Raw genomic sequence first — 13,547 nt, 5'->3', positions numbered from 1 at the left:
TTCCAATCTTCTTTCAAATGGTTTGTAAGTCCTTAGTCGTTTATTAGCTCAAAGCATCGTCCATAGAGAGCACTTCGTGGAAGACACGTTGGGTCAATTCAGTCTTTTGTTCTGGAGTCAAGTACTTAGTGTTTACACAGTAACCTGAGATACGAACGATAACATCTTCGCCAGACATAATCTTCTCGTAAACATCCTTCAAGTCCATAACGTTCAAGTTAACGTGTTGTCCACCGTTTTCAAAGTAACCATCAAGGATTGTTACCAAGTTGTCTACTTGTTCGTCATGAGTCTTACCAAGCGCACGAGGTGATACTTGAGTTGTCAGGGAAATACCGTCAGCTGCGTAACTGAAGTCCAAGCTAGCAAGAGAGTTAAGGTTTTGCAACCAGCCACCTTTTGCCTTGTTAGATGGGTTAGCACCTGGTGAGAAGAATTCCAATTTAGACAAATTCACGCTACCATCTTCGTTGAGGTACACTCCTTTATGGACTGGTGAGTTACCAGTTTGTTTAGAGTAAGCAACGTTAGATGTGATAGTCAGAAGAGACACAGTAGCTTCTGCATTCTTATACAGTTTGTGGCTGCGCAGACGAGTTGTGTAAGCTTCAACCAACCATTCAGCCAATTCGTTTGAACGAGGATCATCTTCACCCCAACGTGGGTAATCACCGATTGTTTCGTAATCGTAGATATAGCCGTTTTCGTCGCGGATTGGCTTAACAGTTGCGTACTTGATAGCAGACAAGGTATCAACAGTGTTGGCAAAACCACAGATACCGAATCCCATGTTAGCACGTTGGTAAGTTGGCAAGAAGGCCATTTGAACAGCTTCGTAGTTGTACTTGTCAGTCATGTAGTGGATGATGTTCAAGGCATCTACGTAAGTGTCAGTCAACCAGTCCAGAGATTTTTCAAAGTTCGCTTTAACTGATTCGAATTCAAGAACTTCGTCACGGATAGGCTCGATGTCAAATACTTTGTAGTCTTTATGAACATCGTCGTAACCGCCGTTGAGACCTGTCAGAAGGGCTTTCAGCACGTTTACACGAGCACCGAAGTATTGGATGTTGTGGCGTTGTTCTTCATTTTCAGGATCAAGCGGAGACACACAACAAGAGATACAGCTCATTTCACCGTAACCGTCTCTAGCCATAGTTGTAACACCTTCGTATTGGATAGAAGAGTGCTTGTGGCTCATGTGCATACAGTAGCGACGGAATGAGTATGGAAGTTTGTCAGTCCAGAGAACAGTCAAGTTTGGCTCTGGAGAGTTACCAATGTTGTCAAGTGTGTTAAGGAAACGGTAGTCCATCTTTGTAACACGGTGACGTCCGTCGTTACCCATACCTGCCATAGAAGTAGTGATGAAGGTTGGGTCACCAGAGTAAAGTTGGTCGTAAGCTTTAGTACGAGCAAACTTCACTGTACGAAGTTTCATAACGAAATCATCAACAAATTCTTGGATTTCTGATTCAGTGTAAGTACCGCGAGCCAAGTCACGTTCAGCATAGATGTCAAGAACGATTGGTACACGTCCGAGAGAAGTAGCAGCACCGTTGATGACACGGCAGACAGCCATGAAGGCGATGTTAGTCCATTGGATAGCTTCTTTAACGTCAAAGGCAGGACGGCGAACATCTACTCCGTAAAGGTCACCAAGTTTTACAACTTCACCAAGTGCTTGGTATTGCAGGTTGATTTCTTCGCGCAGACGGATTGTTTCTTCGTCAATATCAGTCAAACCATTCCAGTCGCGAACTTTTTCAGCCATGAGGTAGTCAGCTCCATAAAGAGCAAGACGTGCGTAAACCCCGATGATACGTCCACGTGAGTAAGCATCTGGAAGACCAGTTACAGTGTGGGCGTGACGAGCACGGCGGATGTTAGAAGTGTAAGCACGGAAGATACCGTCATTTACTGTAGTAACATATTTAGTAAAGATTTCATGAACAGCAGGATCTGGTTCGTATCCATTTTCTTTCAAAGTAGTTTCAGCCATGCGGATACCGCCTTTTGGCATGAAGTTCAATTTGAAGAGTTCGTCGTTTTGGATACCGTAAATCAGTTCGTTGTCCTTGTCAATGTAACCAGCATCGATATCAGCGATAGATGCTGGACGAGTGTCCATTGGGAAACGAGTTTCTTCGTAGTGAGCTTTCGTTTCTTCTACGATTTTCTTGATGTGGAGTGAGCGCTCAGTAGGACCTGCCAAGAAGCTTTCATCTCCATCATAAGGTGTGTAGTTAGCTTGAACGAAGCGAGAAACACTTGCTTTCTCTTTCCAGTCTTCACCTTTGAAGCCTTCCCAAGCTTTGTCAAAAATATCTTGAGCTTCAACAACTGTTTTTACAACCATTTGATTTTCCTCTTTATTCTAGCAACATAAACTGTTACATTTATAAGTAAAGTATATCATACGGTAATCGGTTTCACAAACCATTTTCGGCAGAAAGAAAGACTTTCTTTTATAATACAGAAAGTAAAAAGTCGCGGATGTGTACTATAGATTTGAAAAACATAACTCTTTTCAAATATTTTGGAAAAATGGGTAAAAAAGTTATAATAAAAGTAATTAAAATGTCACATAAAAATTACTGACGAAGAATCTTACTTTTAAAATACTTTTTGCCAGAACGAAAAACTGTTTCAGATTTATTTGAGCAAAATGGGCTGACTTTGTGAAAGCTTGTAAGCTGAGATTGATGGTAGGAGAAAGGAGGAGGGCATGCTGATTTTTCCACTGATTAACGATACATCTCGGAAGATTATCCACATTGATATGGATGCTTTTTTCGCTTCGGTGGAAGAGCGGGATAATCCTAAGTTAAAGGGGCATCCGGTCATCATCGGCAGCGACCCACGCTTGACTGGCGGTCGTGGTGTCGTCTCCACCTGCAATTATGAGGCCAGAAAGTTCGGAGTTCATTCGGCTATGAGCTCCAAAGAAGCCTATGAGCGTTGCCCCCAGGGGATTTTTATCTCGGGGAATTACGAAAAATATCAGGCGGTCGGCTTGCAGATTCGAGAGATTTTCAAACGCTATACGGACTTGATTGAGCCAATGAGCATCGACGAGGCTTATCTGGATGTAACGGAAAACAAGCTTGGGATTAAATCCGCAGTCAAAATAGCCAAGCTGATTCAGCACGATATCTGGAATGAGCTGCAACTGACGGCTTCGGCAGGCGTTTCTTATAATAAGTTTCTGGCCAAGATTGCCAGTGACTATGAGAAACCTCATGGTCTGACTGTTATTCTACCCGAAGAGGCTGAGGCCTTTCTGGCGCCTATGGACATTGCCAAGTTTCATGGAGTTGGTAAGAAGAGCGTTGAAAAACTGCATGAAATGGGTGTTTATTCCGGTGCAGATCTGCTCAAGATACCAGAAATGACCTTGATTGATAAGTTTGGCCGCTTTGGTTTTGATCTTTATCGTAAAGCGCGTGGCATCAGTAATAGTCCAGTCAAGTCCAATCGCATCCGTAAGTCGATTGGGAAGGAGCGAACCTATGCCAAACTGCTCTATAGTGAGGAGGATATCAAGAAAGAGCTGACCCTGCTGGCTCAGAAAGTAGAAAATAGCTTGACTAAGCATGATAAGAAAGGACGAACCATCGTTCTGAAAATCCGCTATGCTGATTTCTCCACCTTGACTAAAAGGAAAAGTTTGAATCTAGCCACTCGAGACAAGGAGCAAATCGAGCGAACGGCTCATGAGATTTACGATAGCTTGGAAGAACAACCACGAGGTATTCGTCTGCTAGGGTTGACAGTGACGGGGTTTGAATAAAGATAAAGGCTCGGTTCATTACCGGGCTTTTTTAGATATAGCTTTTAGTATGAGAAGTTGCTTGTGACGAGTTTCTAAGTTGTCTGATGATTTTCATTAACTAAAAATAATCTTTTTTGAAAAAATACTGGACAAAGTTTTCTGTGTCTGTTATACTGAGTTTATAAAATAAAAAACCGCCTGGTCGGTTTTTAAAAAGAAAGGAGCAGAAATGAAGAAATCTGTAATAGAAAAAACAAGCGAGCACATCCTCAAGTTTAATCAGGAGCTGGATCGGCAGCGGGAAGGTCAGAAAGAGTTTTTGCAGCAGCAGGCAGAAAAACGTAAGGTGTGGCTAGAAAAGATGACACAGGGTGAGAATGGCATACGCTATTCTAAGTGGGGAGTCAAAGCTGGATATGCTGTCCTTGCTGGTGGCCTATTGACTTCTATCTTTAGCCCTTGGCGAGGACTGGGTATTATGGCAGTAGGGGGTCTGAGCCTTGCCTCCAATCTCTGGCATATCCGGCGATTGCAAAATCAAGAAAGGAGCAAGTAGCAGAGAAATGGCCTGTCTTAAGCATCAGAGTCAGGACAACTTAGAAACTAAAAGCAGCAGGCAGTATCTAGACGATGCTGACGTATCTTTTAGCACCAATTAGTCCATCTTTGCTTTTTAGTTTAGGCAAGGACTAAAAGACTACGTTTTCTATTTGGCGCAGGTCTTTATTTTTTATAATAAAACAAACCGAATGGTCGGATTTTAAAAATCTGCGTTTCAAAACAGGTAATCATCTGAAAGACTGAGAGTAAAGGATGTCTTTGTCCAGTTTTCGGATGACTTTTCACTATTTTACATTTGATAAGGAGTTATCATATGAACACACAAACACATGTAGGGCCAGAACCCAAGCATATTTGGCCTTTCTTAGCTTGGACCTTTGGTATCAGCTGGGGATCCTGGCTGATTCTCTATATTTTATCTGCGCTGCAGATCACCAATGGCGCAGAAACTCTGGGAACTGTCTTTATCTTGATAGGGGCTTTTGGCCCAGCTCTAGGGAGCTTTATCAGCCTTAACATTTCTAAACCGAAGCAAATGCTGTCCTTTATCTTTTCTCATGCTAAGGGCTGGTGGCTGTATATGCTAGTCTTCTGCCTGATTCGGATTTTGACTCTCTTTATTGCCAATCCTGTATTACCGCCGCTCAATGCCATACTCATGTTTCCTTTGGGCTGGACCTTTATCACCTTTGCTGGTGGCGGGAATGAAGAGCTGGGCTGGCGGGGAGTGCTGCAGCCAGCTTTGGAGAAGAAGTTTTCTTTTCCGATTGCTACGGTCATCACAGGTCTCATCTGGGTTGCCTGGCATCTGCCACTCTGGCTGATTCCGGGAACAGGTCAAAGCCAGCTTTCCCTGCCTTTTTATATTCTATTTTGTGTCATGGCTAGCTTTTGTCTGGTTGTTCTATATAAGCAGACAGCGTCTGTTTTTGCCTGCATGGTCTTTCATGGCTGCATTAACTTTGCCCAGACAGTTATCGTAGGAGCAGCTACCAAGGGCGGAACGTCTCTTAGTTTTCATGCTGCGAATGCCGTGATGACAATTTTGCTGCTGGGCTGGTGGTACTGGAAGGGCAATCGGAAAGGAGCTGAGAAAGATGCAAGCTAGAAACTATAAAGATTCCTCATCTGTCAAGCAAATTCTAATTTTTCTGCTTTGGACTTTTGGTATCACTTGGTCTGCGTGGATTCTCTCGGCTGTGCTGAAAGGGCGAGTGCCGTTGCTTCCTCCGCTGCTCACGATAGTGGGAACATTTGGTCCTGCTATAAGTGCCAAGCTTATCTTAGGTAAGTCTTTGAAAGAAATGCTGACTTTTATCAAGTTTGCCAGGAAAGGAAGCTGGCCTTATCTGTTGATTTTTGTGGGTCTCTTCACGATTTCCATTGTCTTTGTGACCAAGCCGCTGCCAAATTTGAATCTTTTGAATGTCTTGGTTCTGGCTCTGGTAACCACTCTCTTGACAGGCGGCAATGAAGAGGTGGGCTGGCAGGGCTTCCTGCAGCCGACTCTGGAAAAGCTTCTGCCCTTTCCCTTAGCAACTGTAACAACTGGGTTAATCTGGGCTGTCTGGCATCTGCCCCTCTTCTTTACCCCCGGCAGCAGTCAGGCAGGGACTTCTTTTCTAGTCTTTACTGCCGCCTGCCTGCTCGCCCGTTTCTGGCTGGCGGCTCTTTACAAGGTCAGTCAGTCCATCCTTTACTGTGTTCTTTTCCACGGGGCCATTAATACCATTGGTGAAGGCATTTTCCTGGGGAAGGGGACGGAAAATCCGCTCTTTTTCCTAGGCTATATCTTGATGGCGGCTTACAGTATCTATCTTTGGTATCAAAGGGATCAGCAAGACAAGGCTTAAAGATATTTTTATGATTTTGTATTTCTCCGGCTTTTTTGGTAGAATGAAGCTATATTAGAAACAAAGGGGAACAGAATGGCGCAGCGAAAAGACAAATCCCAGGCCATGAGAGAAAAAATTTTAAATACAGCAACCCAGCTCTTTATCCAAAAGGGGTCCGAAAAGACCAGTATGCAGGATATTGCTCAGACGGCGGGCATCTCCAAGGGGGCTATCTACCATCATTTCAAGTCAAAAGATGAGATTGTCCTTGCGGTGTTGAGGAGCCGGCAGGAGCTGATGGAAAAAGAGATGAAGCAGTGGCTCAAGGCTACGGAAAATCTGACTGGCAGGGAGCAGCTGCAGACCATCCTCAAGTCTAATCTGGAAAGTCAGACAGCCCGGGCTACGGACGGCATTGTGGGTGAGTATGAGAAGGACGCGGGCTTTATTTTGACCATGATGCGGGACAATCTGCGGATAGGCGCCCCTGTGGTCAGTGACATTATCAAAAAAGGGATGGCAGATGGCTCCCTTCAGACCCAGTATCCGGAAGAGGCTGCAGAAGTTTTTCTGCTGCTGGTGAACTTCTGGATGCATGGGACCGCTTTTGAAAGTGAGCCCGAAAAACTGCCAGAACGTTTCCATTTTCTGCAGTTTATGATGACCTCGGTCGGTCTGGATATCTTTACTGACGAGCTCCTGCAGCTCTTTAGCCAGAAAAATAAGGAATAAAAAAAGGCTGGGACAGAACTAAAAAATTTAATTCTGTCCCAGCCTTTTTATTTATGTGCTGAATATACTGTGGATATCTTCCTCGGTCAGGCCGATTAGGGGGTCGATTTTCAGAGAAAAGTTTTGAAAAGCAGGCTGAGCGTCTCCGCTCTATCCGCTTTATGCTGGAATCTATTGGCATTGATATTCTTAGTGACGATCTGATGGAACAGACTCTGACATACTTAAAACGAAGCTAAGCGATGATTGGTACACCGAATTTTCCAAATACAATTGTAGAAAGTTAATATAAAGAGGACAGCTTGCTGTCCTCTTTATAATTCAATATTTGGAAATTTGTCATGGATTTGATTTTTTAAACGAGTTAAAGCAAGATCAGTTTTAGAAACGTTTTGATGTCTTAGAGGCAGTTTCTCTTCGTTGCCATCAGAAAGGACAACCCGAATCTCATTTTTTCTGATGATTGGAAAGATAGAAATCATGAATGAATTGCTATGATGATAAATTGTTAGCGCGTCATGTATGTCACATGTTTTAAAGCTAGATTTGTAACTGACCAGATGATTCTTGTAAAAGAAGACACGGATATCTGGGTCAACATAGCCACCATTGTTTTCAATCTGATCCAGCGTTTCATTCAACTCGGGATAGAGTTTGAAAAAATCATTCAATCTTTTATGGTTTAAGTAATAACGGATGAACCCGATCAAAATGCAGAATATAGCAATATAGGTGAAGAAAGTGAAGGAAGTTGTTCCACTTTTTTGGAATTCTTTGTCATCAGAGAGAGTGATGTAGTATTTCAGTTGTTGGTTATTTTCATCATTAAATAGATACGAGTTCATGATTTTAGCGTAATCAGGAATACCTGAAGCTGAGTGTACAGAGGCAATCAACCATTTTGGCTCTCCTCCTAAAGTATTCGCTTTTTCTAGTTCATCTACGAAGCGGCTAGTTGAAGAATCATTGCGCAGGCCAATATCGGCTTCCCTACCATTTTTATCTATATAAGTTACTCTGTAGAAATAGGTTGAGTCATGATCTTCTTTTAACTCTGCAACCGGTCCATCAATATGAGTAATTTGTATTGCTTGGCTGTAGGAGGTGTCAGAGATTTTTGCAGAAAGAATTTTTCCTTCTTTTCGCAAGGTTTCCACACTGATATCCTTAATTCTTGTTGATGAACGGGTACCAAATAAGATGAGACAGCATCCTACAAGCACCCATTTTATTAGAGAGGCATATTTATTGTATTTCATTAATATCTCCTTTGAAGAAAGTTAATTGTTGTTTTGTCTGGTCGTATAGCCGCATTTTAGCATTATACACAGAGCAAAGAAGGGAGTCAAGGATTACTTAAAAATTCCCTTTATATCCTCTTCTCTTATCCCAATCATAGGGTCAATTTTCTGGAAATTTTCCTCAGTCAGGACATAGTTTTCCACAGGTGGTTTCATTTTATCCACAGTATTGTGGATATTACTCTCAGCTTGCGGAAAGTCGCCAAAGCGCTCGATGAGATAGGTTTTGCGGGCGGTGCCAGTGTTTTTTGCAGCATAGTCAAAGGCTGCTTTTTCCCCAAGTAAGATCAACTTGCTCTTGGCGCGGGTGATAGCAGTGTAGATGAGGTTGCGCTGCAGCATCCGGTGACTGCTCTTGGTGATGGGCAAGATGACCACGGGAAATTCACTGCCCTGAGACTTGTGGATGCTCATGGCGTAGGCTAGACGAATCTTATACCACTCGCTGCGCTGATAAACAAGTTCATTGCCATCAAAGTCAATGGTCAGCTCGTCCTGCTTGGAGTCGGTGTACTTAGCAGGCAGCAGGTCGCTGATATAGCCTAAGTCACCGTTGAAGACATTGCTTTCGGCATCATTGACCAAGTGGATAACCCTGTCTCCTTGGCGATACTGACAGTCGGGAGCTTCAAAGGTCAGTTCCTCTTTCTCTACAGGATTGATGAGATTTTGCATAAGATTGTTAATCTGGTCAATGCCGGCTGGCCCCCGATACATAGGTGCCAATACCTGAACATCTTGAGCTGGGATACCGCTGCGAATGGCTGCGCTAGCGATTTTCTCAATCATAGGCGGGATATGCTCATTTTTAGCTTCAAAATAAGAGCGGTCCGCTTTTTTCTCTGTGAAGTCTGCTGGTAAAATGCCCTTCTGAATCTGGCTAGCCAGTGTGACAATTGTAGACTCCTCGCTCTGCCGATAGATGGTTTCCAGCTTAGTCTGTGGAATAGTTGGTATCTGCAGCAAGTCTGCCAGTACCTGACCTGGACTGACAGAGGGCAGCTGATCCGCATCTCCGACAATCAAGAGCTTGGTCTGAGAGGAGATATTGCTGAGCAGCTGATTAGCCAGCCAAGTATCCACCATGGAAAATTCATCCACAATGATAAAATCAGCATCCAGATAATCATCCAAATGACTGGTATCATCATCGCCAGTCATTCCCAAATGGCGGTGGATAGTAGCGCTAGGAAGACCGGTCAATTCGTTCATGCGACGAGCAGCACGTCCAGTGGGAGCCGCCAGCAGAATAGGCAGATCATTGACCTTTCGCAGATCCAAACCGCGAAGCTGGGCGTAGACTGCAATGATACAGTTGATAACGGTAGTTTTTCCAGTACCCGGTCCGCCGGTTAGGATAAAGACCTTCTGATTGATAGCCTGACGGATAGCATCTTTTTGGATACTATCATAGGAGATACCGGAGTTCTCCTCCACTTGCTGGATAGCCGCAGTAATGTTATCTGCGTCAAAGCAGTCTTGCTCTCCTTTTTCCAACAGACGAACCAGATTACTTTTTATTCCTTCTTCAGCAAAAAATAGGCTGTTTTCAAAGATCTTGGTCTCTACATTCTGGACCTTATCTTCCTCAATCAGATGGGCCAGCTCATCAGCGACTAGACTAGGGTCCAGCTCCACTTGGCGTGAGCTTTCTAAGAGCTCGATGGTATGTTCTAGTAAATCACGAGCTTCGACATAGGTATCTCCCCGCTCCATAGACTGGGTCAGCAAGGTGTGGACAAGACCTGCTCTAAATCGCTCAGGGGCATCACTTTGGATGCCTAGCTCTTCTGCCAGATGGTCAGCGATTTTAAATCCGATCCCCTGAATATCCTCTACCAGCTGATAGGGATAGTTTTCGACAATGTCCAGCGTTTCTTCCTTGTAGGTATCCTGGATTTGAAAAGCCAGCTTATTGGGAATGCCGTAGGCTGCCAGCTTGGCTAGTACCATCTCAGTTCCGTAGTTGAGTCTGAGCTTGGCGACAAAGGCCTCGCGGTTCTTAGCTGCTAAGCCGTTTATCTGGGTTAGCTTTTCCGGCTCTGCTAAAATCTTGTCAATGGTGTCTTCGGTATCTTCTCCGTAGAGTTGGACGATTTTTTGAGCAGTCTTGACCCCGATTCCCTTGAAATGGTCACTGGAGAAGTATTTTACTAGGCCTTTGCTGCTGGGTTTTGCTCGCTCATAGCGAGAAATTTTCAGCTGCTGGCCATATTTGGGGTGCTGGACGAGACTGCCCCAGAAGGTGTAGTCTTCGCCTTCCATGACATCTGCCATGGATCCGGTGACAATGATTTCAAAATCTTCAAAATCCTCGGCATCTGTATCCTCAATATCTAAAAGCAGGATGCGGAAAAAGTTGCTGGGATTTTCAAAAATAATCCGTTCGATCGTTCCTGAAAAGTAAAATTCCATAGTTTATAGGTTCTTCTTTTAAAACGAACCCAGCTGACGTTCAACTGAGTTCGGTATGCTTAATAGGTCTTAAAAGGCAGCAGTGGCCAGAAGCGGAACTTGGCTTCGCCCTGGATTTGTTCTTTTTGGAAGGTACCGACTTGGCGACTATCCTTGGAAACAATCCGGTCGTCACCCAGAAGCAGGTATTCATCATCCAGAAGCTTGATGGTGAAGACAGGGCTGCCTTCACTATCAACAGTGAAAGCTTGAGCCTGAGCAGCGAGTTTTCTGAAAAATACACCATTGTCATCATAATCATCCCCAGTATAAGTGGATTGGAGCTTGTCTTCTTTGAATTTTTTGATGTAGTCCGTCAGGTAAGGCTCGTCTGTTTTTTTGCCGTTGATGTAAAGAGTATCATTTTCATACTGAATAGTATCACCCGGCATACCGATAACCCGCTTGACAATCTCCTTGGTCGTTCCGTCATTATCTGTCTCAGTGGCGACAACGATATCAAATCGGTCAATAGACTGATATTTAAGCACAAGTAGATATTCCCCATTGGCCAGCGTAGGGTCCATAGAGTGGCCATCTACCTTTACAGGGGACCAGAGATAGAGCCGTGATAGGATAATGATGGAGATAAAGATGATAAAGAGCCCCCATTCTTTGAGAATGACAACGGCAGTATTTGATTTTTTCATAGGTTACCTTTCTAGAAGTTTTTGTGCTTTTTCAGTATTTTTAAAGTGGAGTTTAGCAGAATGCTGCAGACCGACCATTCCGTAGGCTTGAAGAATCTGGCTGGCAACTTGGTCGCTCTTGCTTCCGGCTCCGCTAGGCAGGGTATAGCCTAACTCTTGACTGAGATTTTCTAGATTTTCCAGAAAGAGGTCACGAGCGATAATAGAGCTGACCGCAACAGCTAGAAACTTACCTTCAGCCTTTTCAATCAGACTTACTGGATTTGGAAAATGATTTTTTTCCTGCTTTAAGTATTTATTGTAGTTTTGCTGGCTGGTAAAGGCATCGATGACGATTTTTTCAGGATTTAGACTTTTTTGCAGCAGTAGGTAAATAGCTTGATTATGTAAGGCTACCTTGACAGAGACGGCGTTGTAGCCAGAAGTGATGACTTCATTGTACTTCTCTGGCGATAAGAGCAGAGCTTGGTGGGCAATCTTTTCTTTCAAGACCGGCGCCAGTTGGCGAATCTTGCTATCGTTTAAGGTTTTAGAATCACCGACACCCAGTTTTCTCAGAAAGTCATGCTGGTCTGGAGTAACGAAAGAAGCTACGACGGCTAGACCTCCAAAGTAGGAGCCGTTTCCGACCTCATCTGTCCCAATGAGGGCAAAATTCTGAGAAGCAGGACTAGAACTGGACTTGTCTGATTGATGGCCAAAAAAGCCAGCGTAGTGAGCAGCTTTTGCCCCTTGAAAGAGAACTTTTCCAGAGCTAAAGATACTGACCGTCGCCTGATCCAGCCGGAAGAAATATTGAATATGCGGGTTTTTGCTGGGAGCCAGCTGGCTCTGATATTTCTCAACAAAAGCCTGAATTTCTTGCTGTTTGGGACTGAGGGTGATACTTTCCATACCCCCTATTGTACCATAAAAAGGAAAAGTCGAAAGCCATAAGATTGAAAATCCTACAAAAATTTTGTAGGAGAGCACCGCTGTTTACAATGTCAAAAAAGATGAAAAAGAAAGTCCCTGTCTAGTTCCAAGTGTTTTAATAACTGACAAAGGGCTTCTTTTTTGATATAATACAATGAGGTGATTTTATGGCAAATTTGAATCGATATAAATTTACATTTGGAAACAAGACCTTAACTCTAACAACAGAACACGATAATCTCTTTATGGAAGAAGTGGAACGGGTAGCAAAGGAAAAATACAAGGCTATCAAAGAGCAGATGCCTGCGGCAGATGATGAAGTTCTGGCGATTTTGCTGGCGGTCAATAGTCTATCTACCCAGCTCAGCCGCGAGATTGAGTTTGACGACAAGGAAAAAGAACTAGAAGATTTTCGTCACAAAATGCTCAGTGAGCTGAGAGAAAAGTCGGGTAAATAGAGGAGAAATAATGTTTTCTATTATTATTTTACTAATATTGGCCTGGAGCTTTTATATTGGCTACTCGCGTGGTATTGTTCTGCAGGGCTATTATGCTGCTGCAACCATGGTTTCTATGCTGGTGGCTGGAGCTTTTTATAAGAGCTTGGCTAAGTTTATCAGCCTTTGGGTACCTTATGCCAGCGCAATTCAGGGCTCTTCGACCTACTTTTTCCCTAGCTCCCAGCTTTTTCAGTTGGACCAGGTTTTTTATGCTGGTTTGGCCTATCTCATTATCTTTACGGCTGTCTACATCCTTGGGCGCTTTTTCGGGATTTTTGCGAATCTGATTCCCTACCCCAATAAGCTGGATACCAAATGGTACAATGTGACCAGCGGAGCCATCGCTGTTTGCATCTCTATTTTTGTTTTGGGAATGTGCCTGACTATTTTAGCGACGGTGCCGATGGAGATGGTTCAGGAGCGGCTCAACAGCAGCTTCATGATTCGCTTTATTGTCAAGTATACCCCTATCACATCCAATATCCTCAAAGATCTCTGGGTGAATCAAGTTATCGGATAAAAGACGACTCAGTTGGCCTGCTAGCTGAGTTCTTTTTTACTAGATAAATTGCAATAAAAAGTGCAACAAATCTAAAATTCATCCATAAGTGCCTCAAATGCTGTTTTGTAACCTAAGCATTTTCTTGGACGGTGATTTATAGCAAGTAAAGCATTTACTAACGATTCATCAGTAATGTCGGTTAGATTAGTCCTCTTAGGAAAATATTCTCTAAGCAAACCATTTGAATTTTCATTACTTCCTCTTTGCCAAGATGAATAAGCGTCCGCAAAGTAAAAGTCTATTCCTAAAAGTCTATTCCTAA

At 43.5% G+C, this 13,547-nt stretch carries 13 protein-coding genes; 7 read left to right on the top strand and 6 right to left on the bottom strand.

Annotation, left to right across the window (positions count from 1 at the left end; genetic code table 11):
- Window positions 1-43: 43 nt before the first annotated feature.
- Complete coding sequence (gene pflB / locus D8877_RS08185; protein ID WP_125341136.1) at window positions 44-2,359, bottom strand: formate C-acetyltransferase; 2,316 nt, start codon at window positions 2,357-2,359, stop codon at window positions 44-46.
- Between the two features lie 369 nt (window positions 2,360-2,728).
- Here pflB and dinB point away from each other — a divergent pair, with 369 nt between their 5' ends.
- The 5 genes from dinB (at window position 2,729) to D8877_RS08155 (ending at window position 6,903) form a co-directional block, all read left to right on the top strand.
- On the top strand, window positions 2,729-3,793 hold the full coding sequence (gene dinB / locus D8877_RS08180; RefSeq protein ID WP_125341135.1) for a DNA polymerase IV: 1,065 nt from the start codon (window positions 2,729-2,731) through the stop codon (window positions 3,791-3,793).
- A gap of 211 nt (window positions 3,794-4,004) precedes the next feature.
- Window positions 4,005-4,331: a hypothetical protein gene (locus D8877_RS08175; protein WP_125341134.1), complete on the top strand. Its 327-nt coding sequence runs from the start codon at window positions 4,005-4,007 to the stop codon at window positions 4,329-4,331.
- A 318-nt stretch (window positions 4,332-4,649) separates the two neighbouring features.
- Window positions 4,650-5,444 (top strand): CPBP family intramembrane glutamic endopeptidase, encoded by a 795-nt coding sequence (locus tag D8877_RS08165; protein WP_125341133.1) that lies wholly within the window; start codon window positions 4,650-4,652, stop codon window positions 5,442-5,444.
- Window positions 5,434-6,189, top strand: a complete 756-nt coding sequence (locus tag D8877_RS08160) for a CPBP family intramembrane glutamic endopeptidase (RefSeq protein ID WP_125341132.1) — start codon at window positions 5,434-5,436, stop codon at window positions 6,187-6,189. The genes D8877_RS08165 and D8877_RS08160 overlap by 11 nt, the downstream gene beginning before the upstream one ends.
- A 75-nt stretch (window positions 6,190-6,264) precedes the next feature.
- Window positions 6,265-6,903 (top strand): TetR/AcrR family transcriptional regulator, encoded by a 639-nt coding sequence (locus tag D8877_RS08155; protein WP_046164935.1) that lies wholly within the window; start codon window positions 6,265-6,267, stop codon window positions 6,901-6,903.
- A 314-nt stretch (window positions 6,904-7,217) separates the two neighbouring features.
- Here the strand turns inward: D8877_RS08155 and D8877_RS08150 are convergent, their stop codons facing one another.
- The 4 genes from D8877_RS08150 to rnhC all read right to left on the bottom strand — a co-directional run bounded on the left by D8877_RS08150 (window position 7,218) and on the right by rnhC (window position 12,202).
- Window positions 7,218-8,162 carry a hypothetical protein gene (locus tag D8877_RS08150; protein WP_125341131.1) on the bottom strand — a complete coding sequence of 315 codons (945 nt, stop codon included), beginning with the start codon at window positions 8,160-8,162 and terminating at the stop codon, window positions 7,218-7,220.
- Window positions 8,163-8,255: 93 nt separating this feature from the next.
- Window positions 8,256-10,619 (bottom strand): SF1B family DNA helicase RecD2, encoded by a 2,364-nt coding sequence (gene recD2, locus D8877_RS08145; protein ID WP_125352990.1) that lies wholly within the window; start codon window positions 10,617-10,619, stop codon window positions 8,256-8,258.
- 59 nt (window positions 10,620-10,678) lie between these two features.
- Window positions 10,679-11,308: a signal peptidase I gene (gene lepB, locus D8877_RS08140; protein WP_002901501.1), complete on the bottom strand. Its 630-nt coding sequence runs from the start codon at window positions 11,306-11,308 to the stop codon at window positions 10,679-10,681.
- Between the two features lie 3 nt (window positions 11,309-11,311).
- Window positions 11,312-12,202 carry a ribonuclease HIII gene (gene rnhC, locus D8877_RS08135; protein WP_185760203.1) on the bottom strand — a complete coding sequence of 297 codons (891 nt, stop codon included), beginning with the start codon at window positions 12,200-12,202 and terminating at the stop codon, window positions 11,312-11,314.
- Window positions 12,203-12,390: 188 nt separating this feature from the next.
- On the opposite strand from rnhC, the gene D8877_RS08130 reads away from it, so the two are divergent.
- Together D8877_RS08130 and D8877_RS08125 are read left to right on the top strand one after the other, a co-directional pair.
- Complete coding sequence (locus D8877_RS08130) at window positions 12,391-12,681, top strand: hypothetical protein (protein WP_002919703.1); 291 nt, start codon at window positions 12,391-12,393, stop codon at window positions 12,679-12,681.
- A gap of 10 nt (window positions 12,682-12,691) precedes the next feature.
- Window positions 12,692-13,243, top strand: a complete 552-nt coding sequence (locus D8877_RS08125) for a CvpA family protein (protein ID WP_125352985.1) — start codon at window positions 12,692-12,694, stop codon at window positions 13,241-13,243.
- Between the two features lie 71 nt (window positions 13,244-13,314).
- Here D8877_RS08125 and D8877_RS08120 read toward each other — a convergent pair.
- The coding region (locus D8877_RS08120; RefSeq protein WP_125352983.1) for an IS30 family transposase at window positions 13,315-13,547 on the bottom strand (233 nt) is incomplete at its 5' end.

The sequence above is a fragment of the Streptococcus sanguinis genome, from assembly GCF_003943735.1.
GTDB classification, from domain to species: domain Bacteria; phylum Bacillota; class Bacilli; order Lactobacillales; family Streptococcaceae; genus Streptococcus; species Streptococcus sanguinis_E.
The sequence above is the reverse complement of the archived record's forward strand: the minus strand, read 5'-3'. Positions and strand labels throughout refer to the sequence as shown.

Bases quoted from the DNA above. Each gene is read 5' to 3' on its own strand.
- pflB (WP_125341136.1), bottom strand. From the start codon at position 2,359: ATGGTTGTAAAAACAGTTGTTGAAGCTCAAGATATTTTTGACAAAGCT.
- dinB (WP_125341135.1), top strand. From the start codon at position 2,729: ATGCTGATTTTTCCACTGATTAACGATACATCTCGGAAGATTATCCAC.
- D8877_RS08175 (WP_125341134.1), top strand. From the start codon at position 4,005: ATGAAGAAATCTGTAATAGAAAAAACAAGCGAGCACATCCTCAAGTTT.
- D8877_RS08165 (WP_125341133.1), top strand. From the start codon at position 4,650: ATGAACACACAAACACATGTAGGGCCAGAACCCAAGCATATTTGGCCT.
- D8877_RS08160 (WP_125341132.1), top strand. From the start codon at position 5,434: ATGCAAGCTAGAAACTATAAAGATTCCTCATCTGTCAAGCAAATTCTA.
- D8877_RS08155 (WP_046164935.1), top strand. From the start codon at position 6,265: ATGGCGCAGCGAAAAGACAAATCCCAGGCCATGAGAGAAAAAATTTTA.
- D8877_RS08150 (WP_125341131.1), bottom strand. From the start codon at position 8,162: ATGAAATACAATAAATATGCCTCTCTAATAAAATGGGTGCTTGTAGGA.
- recD2 (WP_125352990.1), bottom strand. From the start codon at position 10,619: ATGGAATTTTACTTTTCAGGAACGATCGAACGGATTATTTTTGAAAAT.
- lepB (WP_002901501.1), bottom strand. From the start codon at position 11,308: ATGAAAAAATCAAATACTGCCGTTGTCATTCTCAAAGAATGGGGGCTC.
- rnhC (WP_185760203.1), bottom strand. From the start codon at position 12,202: ATGGAAAGTATCACCCTCAGTCCCAAACAGCAAGAAATTCAGGCTTTT.
- D8877_RS08130 (WP_002919703.1), top strand. From the start codon at position 12,391: ATGGCAAATTTGAATCGATATAAATTTACATTTGGAAACAAGACCTTA.
- D8877_RS08125 (WP_125352985.1), top strand. From the start codon at position 12,692: ATGTTTTCTATTATTATTTTACTAATATTGGCCTGGAGCTTTTATATT.